Here is a 19,211-nt window from a genome sequence, read left to right as displayed (position 1 = left end):
AGATTCTCAATTCGAGGCTTTCAAGTTTGCGGTTTGGCTGCGGCGTGACGCGGGCAGCAGTTTGGCAATCGGTTCAGCGCTGGACGTCTGCTGGCCGAAGTTCGCGTTATAGGTGGCGATGATTTCGCCGGCGATGGAGATGGCGATTTCCACAGGCAACTTGCCTTTGACTTCGCCGATGCCCATCGGGCAGCGCATGCGTTGCACGACGCTGTGGTCGAAACCGCGGTCGCGCAGGCGATGTTCGAACTTCACCCGTTTGGTCTTCGAACCGATCAGGCCGAAGTAGGCGAAGTCGTTGCGCTTGAGGATCGCAGCGGTCAGTTCGAGGTCGAGTTGATGGTTGTGGGTCATCACGATGCAATAGCTGCCGGCCGGCAGATCATCGATTTCATCCACCGGTTCTTCGCTGACGATCTTGCGCACGCCATGGGGGATCTGCTCGGGGAATTCATCTTCCCGCGAGTCGATCCAGCGCACCCGGCAGGGCAGGCTGGCCAGCAACGGCACCAGGGCGCGGCCGACGTGGCCGGCACCGAACACGGCGATCTGCGCTTGAACCTGGCCCATCGGTTCGAACAGCAATACGGTGGCGCCACCGCAGCACTGGCCAAGGCTGGCACCGAGGCTGAAACGCTCCAGATGGGTGTCCTGCTTGCCGCTGGCGAGCATCTCGCGGGCGATCTTCATGGCCTTGTATTCCAGGTGCCCGCCACCGATGGTGTCAAAGCTCTGGTTCGCGCTGATGACCATCTTCGAGCCTGCGTTGCGCGGCGTCGAGCCGAGCTCTTCGATGATGGTGACCAGCACGCAGGGCTCACCCCGGTTTTGCAGGTCGGCGAGGGCGTCGATCCAGTTGTACATAAACACCTCAACATCTCTGTTGTCTGTTCGGGCCTCTTCGCGAGCAAGCCCGCTCCCACGGGGGAAGGCATTCCAAATGTGGGAGCGGGCTTGCTCGCGAAGGCCGCACCTCGGTCTTAGAGCGAAGCCAACTCGGTCTCAGCCTCGACAGCCTTCGCCGCCTTCAGCTGGCGCATCTGCTCACAGCCCCACAACACCCGCTCCGGCGTCGCCGGTGCGTCGATTTTCGGTTGATGTTTGTAATCGCCCAGGCTCGCCACGGCGTCCTTGATCGCACACCACGAGGCGATGCCGAGCATGAACGGCGGCTCGCCCACGGCCTTGGAATGGAACACCGTGTCTTCCGGGTTCTTGCGGTTTTCCACCAGCTTAACCCGCAGGTCCAGCGGCATGTCCGCCACGGCCGGGATCTTGTAGCTGGCCGGGCCGTTGGTCATCAGCTTGCCCTTGTTGTTCCACACCAGTTCTTCCATGGTCAGCCAGCCCATGCCCTGGATGAAACCGCCCTCGACCTGACCGATGTCGATGGCCGGGTTCAGCGAGGCGCCGACGTCGTGGAGGATGTCGGTGCGCAGCATCTTGTATTCGCCGGTCAGGGTGTCGACCAGCACTTCGCAGCATGCCGCGCCAAAAGCGAAGTAGTAGAACGGACGGCCGCGAGCCTGGCTGCGGTCGTAGTAGATTTTCGGGGTCTTGTAGAAGCCGGTACTCGACAGCGACACCTGGGCGAAGTACGCCTGCTGGATCAGTGCTTCGAAGGTCAGGATGTGATCGCGGACCCGCACGTGGCCGTTGTGGAATTCCACGTCTTCTTCGCTGACCTTGTATTGGCGAGCCGCGAATTCCACCAGGCGTTGCTTGATGGTTTCGGCGGCGTTCTGCGCGGCCTTGCCGTTCAGGTCGGCACCGCTGGAAGCGGCGGTCGGCGAGGTGTTCGGTACTTTGTCGGTGTTGGTCGCGGTGATCTGCACGCGGTCCATTTCCACCTGGAACACTTCAGCCACGACCTGCGCAACCTTGGTGTTCAGGCCCTGGCCCATTTCGGTGCCGCCGTGGTTGAGGTGGATGCTGCCGTCGGTGTAGACGTGCACCAGGGCACCTGCCTGGTTGAGGAAGCTGGCGGTGAAGGAAATACCGAATTTCACCGGAGTCAGCGCCAGGCCTTTTTTCAGGATCGGGCTGTTGGCGTTGTAGCGACGGATCGCTTCGCGACGCTCGGCGTACTGGCTGCTTTCTTCCAGTTCCGCGGTCATCTCTTCGAGCATGTTGTGCTCGACGGTCTGGTAGTAGTGAGTGACGTTGCGCTCGGTCTTGCCGTAGTAGTTGGCCTTGCGCACGGCCAAAGGATCCAGGGCCAGATGGCGAGAGATGGCGTCCATCACTTCTTCGATGGCGACCATGCCTTGCGGGCCGCCGAAACCACGGTAGGCGGTGTTTGACGCGGTGTTGGTCTTGCAGCGGTGACCGTTGATGGTCGCATCGCCCAGGTAGTACGAGTTGTCCGAGTGGAACATCGCGCGGTCGACGATCGACGCCGACAGGTCAGGGGAGCAACCGCAGTTGCCGGCCAGTTCCAGGTTGATGCCGTGTAGGCGGCCGGTGCTGTCGAAGCCCACGTCGTACTCGACGTAGAACGGGTGACGCTTGCCGGTCATCAGCATGTCTTCGACGCGTGGCAGGCGCATCTTGGTCGGTTGGCCGGTGAGGTGTGCGATCACCGCGCAAAGGCACGCCGGGCTGGCCGCCTGGGTTTCCTTGCCGCCGAAACCGCCGCCCATGCGGCGCATGTCGACAACGATCTTGTTCATCGACACGTCGAGTACTTCGGCCACCAGTTTCTGCACTTCGGTGGGGTTCTGCGTGGAGCAGTAGACGATCATGCCGCCGTCTTCGGTCGGCATCACCGAAGAGATCTGGGTTTCCAGGTAGAAGTGTTCCTGGCCGCCGATGTGCAGCGTGCCCTGGATGCGGTGCTCAGCGGTGGCCAGCGCCGTGACCGAATCGCCGCGCTGATGGGTGTGGCTGTCGAGCACGAAGTGGCGCTTGCGCAGGGCTTCGACCACGTCCAGCACAGGTTCCAGGTCTTCGTATTCGATGATCGCGGCCATGGCCGCCTTGCGCGCGGTTTCCAGGTCTTTCGCTGCCACGGCGATCACCGGTTGACCGACGAACTGCACGGTGTCGATGGCCAGCAGCGGGTCGCCCGGCAGCAACGGACCGATGTCTTTCAGGCCCGGTACGTCTTCGTGGGTGATGGCGATGCGCACGCCTTCGAAGGCGTAGCAGGGCGAGGTGTCGATGCTGATGATCCGGGCGTGGGCACGGTCCGACATGCGCGCATAAACGTGCAATTGGTTCGGAAACTCCAGGCGGTCGTCGATGTACTGCGCTTCACCGGCCACATGCTTGGCGGCGCTGTCGTGCTTGACGCTGCGGCCGACACCGGTGGTCAGGTCCTTGGCGAACAGTTCAGCCAATTCGGCTTGGGTCTTCTCTACGGCGTGATGATTAGACATAAGCGGTCACCCGAGTCTCGATGTGCGGTGTTTGCAGTTCGATGAAGTATTTGCGCAGCAGGTTTTGTGCGCTGAGCAGGCGATATTCCTTGCTGGCGCGGAAGTCCGAGAGCGGCGTGAAGTCTTCGGCCAGGGCAGCGCAGGCGCGCTCAACGGTGGCGTTATTGAATGGCGAGCCGAGCAAGGCGGCCTCGCACGCAGCAGCGCGTTTCGGGATGGCCGCCATGCCGCCGAAGGCCACGCGGGCTTCAGCGACGACGCCGTTTTCCAGGCGAATGTTGAAGGCGGCGCAAACTGCCGAGATGTCGTCGTCCAGGCGCTTGGAAACCTTGTAGGCGCGGAACAGTTTTTCGACGCTGGCGCGGGGCACGATGATCTTCTCGATGAACTCGCTTTCCTGACGCGCTGTGACGCGGTAATCGATGAAGTAATCTTCCAGTGCCAGGGTGCGGCGGGTTTCGCCTTTGCACAGCACGATTTGCGCGCCGAGGGCGATCAGCAGGGGCGGCGAGTCACCAATCGGCGAGGCGTTGCCGATGTTGCCGCCCAGGGTGCCCTGGTTGCGGATCTGCAAGGAGGCGAAGCGGTGCAGCAATTCACCGAAGTCCGGGTACTCGGCGTTCAAGGCCTCGTAGCAATCGGACAGGGACGTGGCGGCGCCGATTTCCAGGCGATCGTCAAAACGGTCGATGCGCTTCATCTCGGCGACGTTGCCGACGTAGATCATCACCGGCAGGGTGCGGTGGAACTGCGTGACTTCCAGCGCCAGGTCAGTACCGCCAGCCAGCAGACGGGCCTGTGGATAAGCGTCGTAGAGGTCCGCCAGGTCGGCCACGGTCAGCGGCACCAGGCAGCGTTTGTCGCCGCTGTTGAGTTCGCCGATATCGGTCGGGGCAATGGCTTTGAGGCGCGCGATGGTGTCGGCCTCGCGGGCGTCGAACTGGTCCGACTGCTTGCCGCAGCAGGACTGCTCGGCGGCTTCCAGGATCGGCCGGTAGCCGGTGCAACGGCAGAGGTTGCCGGCCAGTGCTTCGTGGGCTTTGGCATGATCCGGTGCATCGCTGTTCTTTTGCAGGGCAAACAGCGACATCACGAAACCGGGGGTGCAGAAGCCGCATTGCGAGCCGTGGCACTCGACCATGGCTTTCTGCACGCTGTGCAGTTCACCCTTGTGCTTGAGGTCTTCGACGCTAATCAGTTGTTTGCCGTGCAGGGACGACACGAAGGTCAGGCACGAGTTGAGGCTGCGATAGCGAATGTGTTCGCGGCCGCCATCATCGGTCTGCAATTCGCCGACCACCACGGTACAGGCGCCGCAGTCACCGCTGGCGCAGCCTTCTTTGGTGCCGGGTTTGCCCACATGGTCGCGCAGATAATTGAGCACGGTCAGGTTCGGGTCCAGGGCGTGCTCGCTACGGAGTTCCTGGTTTAGTAAAAACTGGATCACGGAAGGCCTCGCAGACTCATTATTGTTGTTAACCGATAGGAACTGAATTTAGCAGGTCTGACTTTTCGGTCAATGGTTTTCTGACTTAAAGGTCAGGAAATTGCAATTTGTCGATTAACCGCCTGTTCCTTAATTATTGTCGTTGGTTCGATAGCCTGCCTTTTCGCTTGAATTTGCTTGAATCGTGCCAAAAACCTCCGGGCGGGCACTCCGCCCTGATGCAGCAATTGCGCTACACTGCGCCGCTTGTACAGATCAAAGAGTTTGAAGGACAACCATGACGTTCAAGGCGCCGGACAGCCTCGCCGAGCAAATCGCTCACCACCTCGCCGAACGCATCATTCGCGGCGAAATGAAGCCCGGGGAGCGCATCCAGGAACAGAAGGTCACGCTGGCCCTCAATGTCAGCCGTGGTTCGGTCCGCGAGGCCTTGCTGATCCTCGAGCGTCGGCACCTGATCGCGATCCTGCCGCGACGTGGCGCCCACGTCACCGAACTCACGCCGCACAAGGTGCAGAGCCTGTGCACGCTGATGAGCGAGCTTTATATTCTGCTCGGTAACTCGGTGGCCAACGGCTGGAAAACCCAGGCCGACATGGCGCCGTTCGTGCAGATCCAGCAACGCCTGACGGCCAGCTACGAGCGTCAGGACATCCGCACCTTCGTCGACGACAGCTTCAATGTGATGCGCGCCGCGTACCCGTTCGCCAACAACCCGTACTTGCAGGAGACCGTCGAGAATCTGCAGCCGGCCATGAGCCGTGCGTATTTCCTTGCGCTGGACCTGCGCAAAGCGTCGATGAGCGAATTCCTCGAGCTGTTCGAACGCTTGCTCGCTGCCGTGCTGGCCCGTGATTTTGCGCAGATTCGCGTGGTGCTGACGGCTTACGCCCAGCGCAGTTGCGATCTGGTGATCTCCGCCCTGACGGACGCCTGATCTTGCGGCTCAAGTGCATCAAGCTGGCGGGGTTCAAGTCCTTCGTCGATCCGACCACGGTGAACTTCCCCAGTAACATGGCGGCGGTGGTCGGGCCCAATGGTTGCGGCAAATCGAACATCATCGACGCCGTGCGCTGGGTGATGGGCGAGAGTTCGGCGAAGAACCTGCGCGGCGAGTCGATGACCGACGTCATCTTCAACGGCTCCACCAGCCGCAAACCGGTGAGCCAGGCGAGTATCGAACTGGTGTTCGACAACTCCGACGGCACCTTGCTCGGGGAATACGCCGCTTATGCGGAAATCTCCATTCGCCGCAAAGTGACCCGCGACAGCCAGACTACCTATTACCTCAACGGCACCAAATGCCGCCGTCGCGACATCACTGACATTTTCCTCGGCACCGGCCTTGGCCCGCGCAGCTACTCGATCATCGAGCAGGGGATGATCTCCAAGCTGATCGAGTCCAAGCCCGAAGACCTGCGTAACTTCATCGAAGAAGCCGCGGGCATCTCCAAGTACAAGGAGCGCCGGCGCGAGACGGAAAACCGCATCCGCCGCACCCACGAAAACCTTGAGCGCCTGACCGACCTGCGCGAAGAGCTTGAGCGTCAGCTCGAACGCTTGCACCGCCAGGCCGAGGCCGCCAAGAAGTATCAGGAATTCAAGGGCGAGGAGCGTCAGCTCAAGGCCCAGTTGTCGGCCCTGCGCTGGCAGGCGCTGAACGATCAGGTCGGCCAGCGTGAAGCGATCATCGGCAACCAGGAGGTTTCTTTCGAAGCCCTGGTGGCCGAACAGCGCAATGCCGACGCAAGCATCGAACGCCTGCGTGACGGACACCACGACCTCTCGGAACGCTTCAACCTGGTGCAGGGGCGCTTCTACTCGGTCGGCGGCGACATTGCCCGGGTCGAGCAGAGCATTCAGCACGGTCAACAGCGTTTGCGCCAGTTGCAGGATGACCTGAAAGAGGCCGAGCGCGCACGCCTGGAGACCGAATCGCACCTTGGCCACGACCGCACGCTGCTGCTGACCCTCGGCGAAGAGCTGGACATGCTCACCCCGGAGCAGGAAGTCACCAGCGCTGCTGCTGAAGAAGCCGCCGCCGCGCTGGAAGAATCCGAAACCACCATGCACGGCTGGCAAGAGCAGTGGGATACGTTCAACCTCACCGCCGCCGAGCCGCGCCGTCAGGCCGAAGTACAGCAATCGCGGATCCAGCAGCTGGAAACCAGCCTGGAGCGCCTGGCCGATCGCCAGAAGCGTCTTGGCGAAGAGCGCGCCTTGCTCTCGGCGGACCCGGAAGACGCGGCGATCATGGAGCTCAGCGAGCAGCTCGCTGAATCCGAAGCGACGCTCGAGGATTTGCAGACCAGCGAAGAAGCGCAGGTCGAAAAGCTCGAGCAGTTGCGACAGGAATTGCAGCAGGCGCTGACGGCGCAACAGCAGGCCCAGGGCGATTTGCAGCGCCTCAACGGTCGGCTGGCTTCCCTCGAAGCCTTGCAGCAAGCCGCGCTTGATCCGGGCACCGGTACCGCCGAATGGCTGCGCGAACAGAATCTTGCGAATCGCCCGCGCCTGGCCGAAGGCCTGAAGGTTGAGGCTGGTTGGGAGTTGGCGGTGGAAACCGTGCTCGGTGCCGACCTGCAAGCGGTGCTGGTGGACGACTTCAACGATTTCGATTTGTCGGGCTTTGCCCAGGGCGATCTGCGTTTGCTCAGCCCGTCCAGCGATGGCGTACGAGTGCCGGGCAGCTTGCTGGACAAGGTCGAGGCGCAACTCGATTTGTCGCCATGGCTGGGGCAGGTCAAGCCGGTGGACAGTCTCGAACAGGCCTTGGCCTTGCGGGGGCAGTTGGCTACCGGGCAGAGCCTGATCAGTCGTGACGGTTACTGGGTCGGTCGGCATTTTCTGCGGGTGCGTCGGGCCAGTGAAGCGGAAAGCGGCGTGCTCGCTCGCGGTCAGGAAATCCAGCAACTGGGCCTTGAGCGCGAAGAGCGCGAAGCCGCCGTCGAAACCCTGGAAACCCGACTGCAGAATCTCAGGGCGCAGCAGCGTCAGCAGGAAAACGGTCGCGAACATTTGCGCCGCTTGTTGCAGGACGAAGCACGTCAGCAAGGCGAATTGAAGGCTCAGCTTTCCGCCGGCAAAGCCAAGGCCGAACAATTGACCCTGCGCCGTACCCGCCTCGACGAAGAGCTGATCGAACTCGATGAGCAGCGCGCGCTGGAACACGAAAACATCGGTGAAGCGCGCCTGCAATTGCAGGAAGCCCTCGACAGCATGGCGCTGGACACCGAGCAGCGTGAGTTGCTGCTGGCCCAGCGCGACAGCCTGCGTGAGCGTCTGGACCGGGTGCGTCAGGAAGCGCGGCAGCACAAGGATCACGCCCACCAGTTGGCAGTGCGTCTGGGCTCGCTCAAGGCGCAGCATGATTCGACGCGCCAGGCGCTGGAACGTCTGGAGATGCAGTCCGAGCGCCTGACCGAAAAGCGCGAGCAACTGAGCCTCAATCTGGAGGAGGACGAAGCACCGCTGGAAGAGCTGCGCCTGAAACTCGAGGAGTTGCTCGACAAGCGCATGACCGTCGACGAAGAACTCAAGACCGCGCAGATCGCCCTCGAAGACGCCGACCGCGAACTGCGCGACGCCGAAAAGCGCCGCAGCCAGGCCGAACAGCAATCCCAGTTGATTCGCAGCCAGCTCGAAACCCAGCGCATGGAATGGCAAGCCCTGACCGTGCGTCGCAAGACCTTGCAGGACCAATTGCTGGAAGACGGCTACGATCTCCACGGCGTACTCGCGACCTTGACCGCCGAGGCCAGCGAGAAGGATGCCGAGGAAGAACTCGAGCGCATCGCCGCCAGGATCCAGCGTCTGGGCGCGATCAACCTGGCGGCCATCGATGAGTACCAGCAGCAATCGGAACGTAAACGTTATCTGGATGCGCAGAACGACGATCTGGTGGAAGCGCTCGATACCCTTGAGAACGTGATTCGCAAGATCGACAAGGAAACCCGCAACCGTTTCAAGGATACCTTTGATCAGATCAATGGCGGTTTACAGGCGCTTTTCCCAAAAGTTTTCGGTGGAGGCCGCGCGTATTTGGAACTGACGGGCGAAGATTTACTCGATACAGGGGTAACAATCATGGCGCAGCCGCCCGGAAAGAAGAACAGCACCATCCATTTGCTCTCCGGCGGCGAAAAAGCCCTGACCGCTTTGGCCCTGGTTTTTGCGATCTTCAAATTGAACCCGGCGCCGTTCTGCATGCTCGATGAGGTTGACGCGCCACTGGATGACGCTAACGTTGGACGCTACGCGCGATTGGTAAAAGAGATGTCACAGACAGTGCAGTTCATCTATATCACCCACAACAAGATCGCCATGGAAATGGCCGAACAACTGATGGGTGTGACGATGCACGAACCCGGTTGTTCACGTCTGGTGGCCGTGGATGTCGAGGAGGCGATGGCGATGGTGGATGCCTGAGTCGTGGTTGTAGAAAAGGGTGTTTACGGTATGTAGGACTCTTTTCCTTGCTTCCACTTGCTGGCCAATCGACATATTCGCGCTAGCCAACGTGGTAGACGGTGTAAAGTTGCCTTTGGTCGTGCTAGTTTAATGTCAATTTTTCGTATACGTGGGCAAAACGCCTGTCAGAACATAGAGTTGGCGCCACGTTTTAAAGCGGTTTGCAGGTTGTAAACCCCTTATTTTTCAGCATTTTTTATAGAGGCACGGGATTACATGGAAATCGGTCTGCGCGAGTGGCTGATCGTCATCGGCATTATTGTCATTGCCGGTATTCTTTTCGATGGCTGGCGCCGTATGCGCGGCGGCAAGGGAAAACTGAAGTTCCGTCTTGATCGAAGTCTGTCCAATCTGCCGGACGAGGACAGCAGCGCCAGCGCCGAGCTGCTGGGCCCGCCGCGCGTGCTGGACACGCATAAAGAGCCGCAACTGGACGAGCACGATCTGCCGTCGGTGAGCATGCCGGCGCGCGAGCCTCGCGAGTCGGGCTCCAAGCGCGGCAAGCGTGGCCACAGCGAGCCTTCCCAGGGCGACATGAACCTCAGCCTGGATCTGGACGGCGGCCCGAGCTTCAGCAGCCGCGACGACGATTTCCCGGATGACACCAAGTCCTCGCCAGCGGTCAACGACAAAGAGCAACCGCAAGCTGAAGAAGTGCTGGTGATCAGCGTGATCTGCCGCGACGCTGCCGGCTTCAAGGGCCCGGCGCTGTTGCAGAACATTCTGGAGAGCGGTTTGCGTTTCGGCGAGATGGACATTTTCCATCGCCACGAAAGCATGGCCGGCAACGGTGAAGTGCTGTTCTCCATGGCCAACGCCGTCAAGCCTGGCGTATTCGACCTGGACGACATCGACCACTTCAGCACCCCGGCGGTGAGCTTCTTCCTGGGTCTGCCAGGTCCTCGCCATCCGAAGCAAGCCTTCGACGTGATGGTCGCAGCGGCACGTAAGTTGTCCCAGGAGCTCAACGGCGAACTGAAGGACGACCAGCGCAGCGTACTGACCGCCCAGACGATCGAGCACTACCGTCAGCGCATCGTTGAGTTCGAGCGTCGTGCCCTGACCCAGAAGCGTTGATTGAAATGGTTATTCCCGCGCGGTGCGCGGGATAATCGGCAAAACAGATTGAGCAGCCTCGGCTGCTCTTTTGCTTTATGAGAGAACACCCATGACCGCCGCCAAGAACCGTATTTTAGAGCTGCGCGCTGAGCTGGATCAGCACAACTATCGTTACCACGTGCTCGACGAGCCGAGCATTCCGGACGCCGAGTACGACCGCTTGTTCAACGAGCTCAAGGCTCTGGAAGCGGCCAATCCCGAACTGATCACCAGCGACTCGCCAACCCAGCGAGTGGGCAGCGCGGCGCTGTCGGCGTTTACCCAGGTGCGTCACGAAGTGCCGATGCTCAGCCTCGGCAACGCCTTCGAAGAAACCGACATGCGTGAGTTCGACCGCCGGGTGACCGAAGGCCTGGACCTGCCGGCCGGCGATCTGTTCGGTGGCGGTGCGACAGTCGAGTACAGCTGTGAGCCCAAGCTCGATGGCCTGGCTGTCAGCCTGCTGTATCAGGATGGCATCCTGGTGCGCGGCGCGACTCGCGGAGACGGCACCACCGGCGAAGACATCAGCGTCAATGTGCGCACCGTACGCAACATCCCGCTCAAGCTGCACGGTACCGGCTGGCCGGCGACCCTGGAAGTGCGCGGCGAAGTGTTCATGTCCAAGGCCGGTTTCGAGCGGCTCAACGCCACGCAACTGGAAGTCGGCGGCAAGACCTTCGCCAACCCGCGCAACGCGGCGGCGGGCAGTTTGCGCCAGCTGGATTCGAAGATCACCGCCAATCGTCCGCTGGAATTCTGTTGCTACGGCATCGGCCAGGTGTCGGCGGACATCGCTGATACGCACATTGGCAATTTGCAGCAGCTCCAGGCCTGGGGCATGCCGATCAGTCATGAGCTGAAACTGGCGCACGGCATCGCCGAGTGCCTGGATTACTACCGCGATATCGGTGAGCGTCGCAGTGCGCTGCCGTATGAAATCGACGGCGTGGTATTCAAGGTCAACAGCATTGCCTCCCAGCGCGAACTGGGTTTTCGCGCCCGCGAGCCGCGTTGGGCCATCGCCCACAAATTCCCGGCGATGGAAGAGCTCACCGAACTGCTCGATGTGGAATTCCAGGTCGGCCGCACGGGGGCGGTGACGCCGGTGGCGCGTCTGAAACCGGTCAAGGTCGCGGGCGTCACGGTGGCCAACGCTACCCTGCATAACATGGACGAAGTCGCGCGCCTGGGTCTGATGATCGGCGACACGGTGATCATCCGCCGCGCCGGTGACGTGATTCCGCAGGTGGTGCAAGTGGTCATGGAGCGTCGTCCGGAAAACGCCCGGCCAGTGCAGATTCCCGAGCAGTGCCCGGTGTGCGGTTCTCATGTCGAGCGCACGCAGTTGATCAAGCGCAGCAAGGGCCGCGAGACGGTCAGCGAAGGCGCGGTGTATCGCTGCGTCGGTCGTCTGGCCTGTGGCGCGCAACTCAAGCAGGCGATCATTCACTTCGTTTCCCGTCGCGCCATGGACATCGAAGGCCTGGGCGAGAAGAGCGTCGAGCAACTGGTCGACGAAGGCCTGGTGAGCTCGCCGGCCGATCTGTATGCACTGAACTTCGAGCAGATCGTCGATCTGGAAGGCTTTGCCGAACTGTCGAGCAAGAACCTGCTCGGCGCCATCGAAGACAGCAAGAGGCCGGGCCTGGCGCGGTTTATCTATGCCCTGGGGATTCCCGATGTCGGCGAGGAGACGGCCAAGGTCCTGGCGCGTTCCCTGGGTTCGCTGGAGCGGGTGCAGCAGGCCTTGCCGCAGGTGCTGACGTACTTGCCGGATGTTGGCCTGGAAGTCGCGCACGAGATCCACAGCTTCTTCGAGGATGCGCATAACCAGCAGGTGATCGCTGATTTGCTCAGGCATGGCATGCAGATTCAGGATCAGGGCGAGTTGGGTGCCGAGTTTTCGGCGAGCACCACCCTGGGTGGTTTCCTCGACAAGTTGCATATCCCCTTGGTCGGGCCGGGTGGGGCGCAGAAACTGGCGGACAAATTCGGCTCGTTGCAGGCGGTGATCGGTGCTGACTGGCTCGATATGCGCCAGGCGCTGCCGGAGAAACAGGCCAATTCGGTGCGCGAGTTCTTTGCGCTCGAAGAAAATCGCCAGTTGGCCGAAGCGGCGGAGAAGCAACTGGCCGATTTCGGCATGCACTGGCAGAGCGAGAAGAAGGTCGTCGAAGGCTTGCCGCTGGCCGGGCAGACCTGGGTGCTGACCGGTTCGCTGGAGCTGATGAGCCGCGATGTCGCCAAGGACAAACTCGAAAGCCTGGGGGCCAAGGTCGCCGGTTCGGTGTCGGCCAAGACCCATTGCGTGGTGGCGGGGCCGGGTGCTGGTTCGAAGTTGACCAAGGCCAATGAGCTGGGGCTGAAGGTGCTGGATGAAGAGGCGTTTGTGGTGTTCCTGAAAGAGCACGACATAACGGTTTGATAAGAACCCTGTGGCGAGGGGGCTTGCCCCCGTTGGGTTGCGAAGCAACCCTAAAACCGGCAAACACTGTCTTTGCTGACACTCCGAGCTAGCCGCATTCACGACTGCTGCGCAGCCGAACGGGGGCAAGCCCCCTCGCCACAGTAAATTTGCTCAGGGATGGTATTGCGTGTGGGAACGATCTTGTCACGGTAATGATCTAGTCTCTGCAAGCCCCAGGGAGAGATCGCCATGTACCCGTTCTTCGAGCAGCTCAGCTCGCGCATTGCCGCGCCGTTCACGGTCGAAAATTCGCGCAACAGCAAGGTCTGGTCCTGTCGTTGCGGGCAATCGCTGTTCTTTCGCAACAGCCAGTGCCTGGCCTGTTCGGCAGCGTTGGGTTATCAGCCGGAGCAGAGTCGCTTGTCTGCGCTACAACCGGGTGCGCCGGCGGGCACCTGGCTGCTGGATGCCGATCCCGGGGCAGGCCTGTTTCGACGCTGCGCCAATCTCGACTCCCCGGCGGCCTGTAATTGGTTGCTGCCTGCCAATGACCATGACGTCTTGTGCATCGCCTGCAACCTCAATCGCACCATTCCCGACCTGACGATCACTGACAACCACGAGCGCTGGCGCAAGGTGGAAACCGCCAAGCGGCGTCTGGTCGCGCAACTGCTCAGCCTGGGGTTGCAGGTGATTCCCAAGAGCGTCGATGAAGACACCGGCCTCGCCTTCGATTTCATCGGTGTTGACCTCGAAGGTAAACCGCCGACCACCGGACACGCCAACGGCCTGGTCACCCTCGATATCAAGGAAGCCGACGATGCCCACCGCGAACAGGTGCGGGTACAAATGCACGAACCCTATCGCACGCTGCTCGGGCATTTTCGTCACGAAGTAGGGCATTACTACTGGGATCGATTGATCGCCAATAGCCAGTGGCTTGAGCCTTTTCGCGGTTTGTTCGGCGATGAGCGCGCCAGCTATGCCGAAGCCCTCGAACGGCATTATCAGCAGGGCGCACCGCTTGACTGGCAGCAGCGCTACGTCAGCGCCTACGCCACCATGCACCCGTGGGAAGACTGGGCCGAAACCTGGGCCCATTACCTGCACATGATGGATGCGGTGGACACCGCGCTGGGCTTTGGCATGAGTGCCCGGGAAATGGACTTCGACTATCAGCCGTTTCCGCCTGAAACCCTCTACGATCCGCAGCATCCCGGCGGCGCGGCGTTCCTGTCGTTCGTCAATGCGTGGATCGAACTGGCGGGCATGCTCAACGAATTGTCACGCAGCATGGGGCAGCCGGATTTCTATCCGTTCGTCCTGCCGACAGCGGTCATTGCCAAGCTGCACTTTATTCACCTGGTGATTCAGCAGGAGGGCGGCAGGGCGGACGAGGTGCTAGAGGCGCAATAGCAAGTGCTTGAAGCCCCTCATATTTTTAATCCGAAACCAACGGTTGTAACTTCGCATCAGATAGGTACAATGGCGCGGCTCGCCGACAGGTGAGCGTCGTTATGGTGACCCCATCGGTCCCCCCGCAACGATTACCCGTGAACCTGGTCAGATCCGGAAGGAAGCAGCCACAGCGGGAACATTGTGTGCCGGGGTGTGGCTGGTGGGGTTACCACCTTAACGCCACGCGAGTGTTCTCTCGCGTTATCTTTCTGAATTCAGACTTTCGCTAGCTGCCAGGATCTTCTCCGGGGCGGTTTTTTGCCGTTTGCGGTTTATCCACAGCCGCAGGCTCGCCACCGATATACAGCCGAACAATCTCATCGATTTCCCCGGACATCTTCATCCGTGTCAGGGTGCGCAGGATGTTCTGCACCGGGAGCTGTGGGTCGTTGCGAACGTAGCAGCCGATACGGTGTTCCTGCAGCACTGCCACGCCTTGCAGTTGCTGCTCCGGCAGCAGGCGGTGATTGAACCAGTCCAGGCTCCATTGATTGCTGACGGCATAGTCATTGCGGCCGGCCAGGAGTTTTTCCAGCACTTGTTCCTGATTGCGTGCGTCGTCACGCTGCAGTTGGCCGGTGTCGAACAGCGGCTGCAGGGTCGGGTAGCTGTAGCCCAGTACGGTGCCAATGGTCTGTTGCGGCAGGTCGGCGGGGTTGACTGTACCGGGCGGCGCATGCCGGGTGATCAACACGTCAGGTTGAATGAAGAGCGGGATGCTCCAGAGATAATCGCCAGGCTGCTCGGGCAGCCACGATTGCGCGACATAACAGCGGACATCGACCTCGCCTTGATCCATGGCGCTTTGTATGCGCCTGCGGGGCAATACATGGAATTCGGCCGGTACGCCGACCTGGGTCGCGAGGCTGAGCATCACGTCATACAGGATGCCCTGGGTCGGTTTGTCCCGTTCAATCTGCACCATGGGCATGGTCCAGCTGTCGGTTATCACGAAGCGCAGCGGTGCTTGCGCAGCCACGCCGTCCAGGCTGATCAACAGCAATGCCCCCAAGGCCAGCCGCATAAACACTCCGTTAATAGCCCCCCGATGTGCAGCTTAGCCACAATACACGAGCGCACCGGATGCAATTTGTCCCTTGCTCCGCTAGCATTAGCCGCTTCTGCTTCCTTCGCTGCGACGGTTTTCGATGAGTTATCAGGTTCTTGCACGTAAATGGCGTCCGCGCTCGTTCCGCGAAATGGTCGGCCAGACCCATGTGCTCAAGGCTCTGATCAATGCCTTGGACAGCCAGCGGCTGCACCACGCCTACCTCTTTACCGGTACCCGTGGGGTCGGCAAGACCACCATCGCGCGGATCATTGCCAAATGCCTTAACTGCGAGACAGGTATCACTTCGACCCCCTGTGGCGAGTGCTCGGTGTGTCGCGAAATCGACGAAGGCCGCTTTGTCGACCTGATCGAGATCGACGCCGCGAGCCGCACCAAGGTCGAAGATACCCGCGAATTGCTCGACAACGTGCAGTACGCCCCGAGCCGTGGGCGCTTCAAGGTCTACCTGATCGACGAAGTGCACATGCTCTCCAGCCATTCCTTCAACGCACTGCTCAAAACCCTTGAAGAGCCGCCACCCTACGTCAAGTTCATCCTGGCGACCACTGATCCGCAGAAACTTCCTGCAACGATTCTGTCGCGGTGCCTGCAGTTCTCCCTGAAGAACATGACGCCGGAGCGCGTTGTCGAGCACCTGACCCACGTTCTGGGTGTCGAGAACGTGCCGTTCGAGGACGATGCGCTGTGGCTGTTGGGCCGTGCCGCCGACGGGTCGATGCGTGATGCCATGAGCCTGACCGACCAGGCGATTGCCTTCGGTGAAGGCAAGGTCATGGCCGCCGACGTGCGGGCGATGCTCGGGACCCTCGATCACGGGCAGGTCTACGACGTGCTGCATGCGCTGATCGAAGGCGATGCCAAGGCATTGCTCGAAGCCGTCCGCCACCTGGCCGAACAAGGCCCGGACTGGAACGGCGTGCTCTCGGAAATTCTCAATGTGCTGCACCGCGTTGCCATCGCCCAGGCCTTGCCGGAAGGCGTCGACAACGGTCACGGCGACCGTGATCGCGTGCTGGCACTGGCCCAGGCGTTGCCGGCCGAAGATGTGCAGTTCTACTACCAGATGGGCCTGATCGGCCGCCGCGACCTGCCGCTGGCGCCGGATCCCCGGGGCGGCTTTGAAATGGTGTTGCTGCGGATGCTGGCGTTCCGGCCCGCAGACACCGCGGATGCCCCGAGGCAACCGCTAAAGCCAGTGGGGATCAGCCAGGCCACAGTTGATTCCGCAAACTCAGTGGCTGCCGCGTCGGTTGTTGCGCCGGTAGTCGCTGCGGCCGTTGCCCCGATTGCGGCTGCGCCAGCGCCTGTACCGGAACCGGTTGCGCCGGTCGTTGTGCCGGAACCTGCGTCTGTGCCTGTGGTTGAAGCGGCTGTGGTCGAAGAGGTGGTCGACCTGCCGTGGAATGACCCGGTCGAGCAAGCGCCCGTCCAGCAATCGGCGGCGGAGCCGGTGCTGGAAACCGCCAGCGAACAACCCGAATTACCGCCGATGCCGTTGCCGACGCCGGACAGCGTGGTGCCGGACGCCCCGGAGTGGGCCGCCGCGCCGATCCCGGAACCTTCGGTGGCCGAAGTCGATGCCGCGACGCCGGGCATGGACCTGGATGACGAGCCGCCGCTTGACGAAGATTACATCGAGCCGGACATGGATTCGGCCTACAGTTACCTCGACGAACTGGCCAGTGAGCATGCCGCCGACCCGGCTCCGGAGCCCGAACCTGAGCCTGCGGCCATGCCGGCCACCGGTCTGGCCCTGCAATGGCTGGAGCTGTTCCCGAAATTGCCGATCTCCGGCATGACCGGCAGCATCGCCGCCAACTGCACGCTGATCGCGGTGGATGGCGACAACTGGCTGATGCACCTGGACCCGGCCCACAGTGCCTTGTTCAATGCCACTCAACAGCGTCGCCTCAACGATGCGCTGAACCAGTATCACCAGCGCACACTGACCCTGAGCATCGAGCTGATCAAGCCCGAGCAGGAAACCCCGGCACAAGCGGCTTCGCGCCGCCGCGCCAACCGTCAGCGCGAGGCGGAGGAATCGATCCACGGTGATCCGTTCATCCAGCAAATGATGCAGCAGTTCGGTGCGGTGGTCCGTAACGATACTATTGAACCTGTCGACGCCCTGGTCGCTCAGGGCTAATAACTGAAGGTGCCCGGCCGCATGGGCCGGGCGCTGTATTAATCCAAGTACTTTTGAGGTGATTACCATGATGAAAGGTGGCATGGCCGGCCTGATGAAGCAGGCGCAGCAGATGCAGGAAAAAATGGCCAAGATGCAGGAAGAACTGGCCAACGCCGAAGTCACCGGTAAGGCCGGTGGCGATATGGTCACCGTGGTGATGACCGGTCGTCATGACGTCAAGAGCGTGACCATCGACCCGAGCCTGGTCGAAGGCATGAGCGAAGACGACAAGGAAATGCTGGAAGCGGTCATCGCCTCCGCGGTCAACGATGCCGTGCGCAAGATCGAAGCCAACAGCCAGGACAAGATGGGCAGCGTGACTGCCGGCATGCAACTGCCGCCGGGCATGAAACTGCCATTCTGATTCGCCTTCAGGCGGCAGATGAGTTACAAAAATGCCAGGCATAGCGCCTGGCATTTTTGTTTCTGGCTATTGGGTTGGTGGTGACAGGTATGCCGCCATCGCGAGCAAGCTCGCTCCCACAGGGTGTTGCATTCCAAATGTGGGAGCCTGCTCGCGAAGAATTCACCCCGGTCCAACTGAAAACACATCGAACGCCATACCGCCACAAAGGTCTGCTCCCTATATCACTGAACCCCATCGATCACAGGAGACGCTGCCATGTCCGACCCCATGACCCTCAATCAACGCATTGTCCTGGCCTCTCGCCCGGTAGGCGCGCCAACGTCGGAAAACTTCCGGATGGAGAGGGTGGCGTTGCCGGACCTGGCCGACGGTCAGGTGCTGCTCAAGACCGTTTTCCTGTCGCTGGACCCCTACATGCGCGGACGCATGAGTGACGCACCGTCCTACGCCGCACCGGTGGAAATCGGCGAAGTCATGACCGGGGGCGCTGTCAGCCGGGTCGAGCGCTCGCTCAACCCGAAGTTTCAGGAAGGTGATCTGGTGGTCGGTGCCACCGGTTGGCAAAGCCACAGCATCAATGACGGTCGCAGCATCATTCCGATTCCCGCGCTGCCAAGCCCTTCGATGGCCCTCGGGGTGCTGGGGATGCCGGGCATGACCGCGTACATGGGCCTGATGGACATCGGCCAGCCGAAGGCCGGCGAAACCCTGGTGGTTGCAGCGGCGTCCGGCGCGGTGGGTTCGGTGGTCGGCCAGGTGGCGAAGATCAAGGGCCTGCACGTGGTTGGTGTGGCGGGTGGTGCGAAAAAGTGCCGTTATGTGGTCGACGAGTTGGGCTTCGACGCCTGCATCGATCACAGGAGCCCGGATTTTGCTGAAGAACTGGCGCAAGCCTGTCCCAAGGGCATCGACATTTATTATGAAAACGTCGGTGGCAAGGTGTTCGACGCCGTGGTGCCGTTGCTCAATCCCAAGGCGCGGATTCCACTCTGCGGCTTGATCGCTTCCTATAACGCCCATGAGGCGCCGAGCGGCCCGGATCGCCTGCCACTGTTGCAGCGCACCCTGTTGACCAAGCGGGTGCGCATCCAGGGCTTCATCGTGTTCGATGACTATGGTGATCGCCAGCCGGAGTTCCTCAGTGCCATGGCGCCTTGGGTGCGCGATGGCAAGGTGAAGTTCCGCGAAGACGTGGTCGATGGCCTGGAGCAGGCGCCCGATGCGTTCATCGGCATGCTGGAAGGGCGCAACTTCGGCAAACTGGTGGTTCGGGTTTCCCGGGACTGAGTAATTCACGCTGCAATTTGACGCTCAACCGAGG

Annotated in this window: 12 protein-coding genes and 1 other RNA gene; 9 read left to right on the top strand and 4 right to left on the bottom strand. The window is 61.3% G+C overall.

Annotated features, from left to right (window positions below; genetic code table 11):
- Positions 1-6: 6 nt before the first annotated feature.
- The 3 genes from xdhC to xdhA form a co-directional block, all read right to left on the bottom strand.
- Positions 7-864, bottom strand: a complete 858-nt coding sequence (gene xdhC, locus AABM52_RS21255) for a xanthine dehydrogenase accessory protein XdhC (RefSeq protein ID WP_347907749.1) — start codon at positions 862-864, stop codon at positions 7-9.
- Between the two features lie 116 nt (positions 865-980).
- Positions 981-3,380 (bottom strand): xanthine dehydrogenase molybdopterin binding subunit, encoded by a 2,400-nt coding sequence (gene xdhB / locus AABM52_RS21250; protein ID WP_347907748.1) that lies wholly within the window; start codon positions 3,378-3,380, stop codon positions 981-983.
- The gene (gene xdhA, locus AABM52_RS21245; protein ID WP_347907747.1) at positions 3,373-4,827 is read right to left on the bottom strand and encodes a xanthine dehydrogenase small subunit; all 1,455 of its coding nucleotides are present in this window, start codon (positions 4,825-4,827) and stop codon (positions 3,373-3,375) included. Before xdhA ends, xdhB begins: the two co-directional genes overlap by 8 nt.
- A 277-nt stretch (positions 4,828-5,104) precedes the next feature.
- Between xdhA and AABM52_RS21240 the strand changes: the two genes are divergently transcribed.
- The 6 genes from AABM52_RS21240 to ffs all read left to right on the top strand — a co-directional run bounded on the left by AABM52_RS21240 (position 5,105) and on the right by ffs (position 14,429).
- Positions 5,105-5,764 (top strand): GntR family transcriptional regulator, encoded by a 660-nt coding sequence (locus AABM52_RS21240; protein ID WP_347907746.1) that lies wholly within the window; start codon positions 5,105-5,107, stop codon positions 5,762-5,764.
- A gap of 2 nt (positions 5,765-5,766) precedes the next feature.
- Entirely contained in the window at positions 5,767-9,255 is a 3,489-nt protein-coding gene (gene smc, locus AABM52_RS21235) for a chromosome segregation protein SMC (RefSeq protein WP_347907744.1), read from the top strand.
- Positions 9,256-9,513: 258 nt separating this feature from the next.
- Positions 9,514-10,374, top strand: a complete 861-nt coding sequence (gene zipA, locus AABM52_RS21230) for a cell division protein ZipA (RefSeq protein WP_347907742.1) — start codon at positions 9,514-9,516, stop codon at positions 10,372-10,374.
- Between the two features lie 91 nt (positions 10,375-10,465).
- Positions 10,466-12,823, top strand: a complete 2,358-nt coding sequence (gene ligA / locus AABM52_RS21225; RefSeq protein WP_347907740.1) for an NAD-dependent DNA ligase LigA — start codon at positions 10,466-10,468, stop codon at positions 12,821-12,823.
- A 231-nt stretch (positions 12,824-13,054) separates the two neighbouring features.
- Positions 13,055-14,221: a putative zinc-binding metallopeptidase gene (locus tag AABM52_RS21220; protein WP_347907738.1), complete on the top strand. Its 1,167-nt coding sequence runs from the start codon at positions 13,055-13,057 to the stop codon at positions 14,219-14,221.
- A 111-nt stretch (positions 14,222-14,332) separates the two neighbouring features.
- Positions 14,333-14,429, top strand: an RNA gene (gene ffs / locus AABM52_RS21215) — signal recognition particle sRNA small type.
- Positions 14,430-14,489: 60 nt separating this feature from the next.
- Here ffs and AABM52_RS21210 read toward each other — a convergent pair.
- On the bottom strand, positions 14,490-15,287 hold the full coding sequence (locus tag AABM52_RS21210; RefSeq protein WP_347907736.1) for a transporter substrate-binding domain-containing protein: 798 nt from the start codon (positions 15,285-15,287) through the stop codon (positions 14,490-14,492).
- A gap of 124 nt (positions 15,288-15,411) precedes the next feature.
- On the opposite strand from AABM52_RS21210, the gene dnaX reads away from it, so the two are divergent.
- The 3 genes from dnaX (at position 15,412) to AABM52_RS21195 (ending at position 19,177) form a co-directional block, all read left to right on the top strand.
- Positions 15,412-17,481 carry a DNA polymerase III subunit gamma/tau gene (gene dnaX / locus AABM52_RS21205; RefSeq protein ID WP_347907734.1) on the top strand — a complete coding sequence of 690 codons (2,070 nt, stop codon included), beginning with the start codon at positions 15,412-15,414 and terminating at the stop codon, positions 17,479-17,481.
- 67 nt (positions 17,482-17,548) lie between these two features.
- On the top strand, positions 17,549-17,887 hold the full coding sequence (locus AABM52_RS21200) for a YbaB/EbfC family nucleoid-associated protein (RefSeq protein ID WP_347907732.1): 339 nt from the start codon (positions 17,549-17,551) through the stop codon (positions 17,885-17,887).
- 258 nt (positions 17,888-18,145) lie between these two features.
- The gene (locus tag AABM52_RS21195) at positions 18,146-19,177 is read left to right on the top strand and encodes an NADP-dependent oxidoreductase (RefSeq protein WP_347907730.1); all 1,032 of its coding nucleotides are present in this window, start codon (positions 18,146-18,148) and stop codon (positions 19,175-19,177) included.
- Positions 19,178-19,211: the final 34 nt, after the last annotated feature.

The sequence above is a fragment of the Pseudomonas grandcourensis genome, assembly GCF_039909015.1.
Classification (GTDB): domain Bacteria; phylum Pseudomonadota; class Gammaproteobacteria; order Pseudomonadales; family Pseudomonadaceae; genus Aquipseudomonas; species Aquipseudomonas grandcourensis.
This window is presented reverse-complemented; position numbering and strand designations above follow the sequence as displayed.

What these genes read in the sequence shown, in the direction of transcription:
- xdhB (WP_347907748.1), bottom strand. Translation starts at nt 3,380, where the DNA reads ATGTCTAATCATCACGCCGTAGAGAAGACCCAAGCCGAATTGGCTGAA.
- AABM52_RS21240 (WP_347907746.1), top strand. Translation starts at nt 5,105, where the DNA reads ATGACGTTCAAGGCGCCGGACAGCCTCGCCGAGCAAATCGCTCACCAC.
- AABM52_RS21210 (WP_347907736.1), bottom strand. Translation starts at nt 15,287, where the DNA reads ATGCGGCTGGCCTTGGGGGCATTGCTGTTGATCAGCCTGGACGGCGTG.
- dnaX (WP_347907734.1), top strand. Translation starts at nt 15,412, where the DNA reads ATGAGTTATCAGGTTCTTGCACGTAAATGGCGTCCGCGCTCGTTCCGC.
- AABM52_RS21220 (WP_347907738.1), top strand. Translation starts at nt 13,055, where the DNA reads ATGTACCCGTTCTTCGAGCAGCTCAGCTCGCGCATTGCCGCGCCGTTC.
- xdhC (WP_347907749.1), bottom strand. Translation starts at nt 864, where the DNA reads ATGTACAACTGGATCGACGCCCTCGCCGACCTGCAAAACCGGGGTGAG.
- AABM52_RS21200 (WP_347907732.1), top strand. Translation starts at nt 17,549, where the DNA reads ATGATGAAAGGTGGCATGGCCGGCCTGATGAAGCAGGCGCAGCAGATG.
- ligA (WP_347907740.1), top strand. Translation starts at nt 10,466, where the DNA reads ATGACCGCCGCCAAGAACCGTATTTTAGAGCTGCGCGCTGAGCTGGAT.
- AABM52_RS21195 (WP_347907730.1), top strand. Translation starts at nt 18,146, where the DNA reads ATGTCCGACCCCATGACCCTCAATCAACGCATTGTCCTGGCCTCTCGC.
- zipA (WP_347907742.1), top strand. Translation starts at nt 9,514, where the DNA reads ATGGAAATCGGTCTGCGCGAGTGGCTGATCGTCATCGGCATTATTGTC.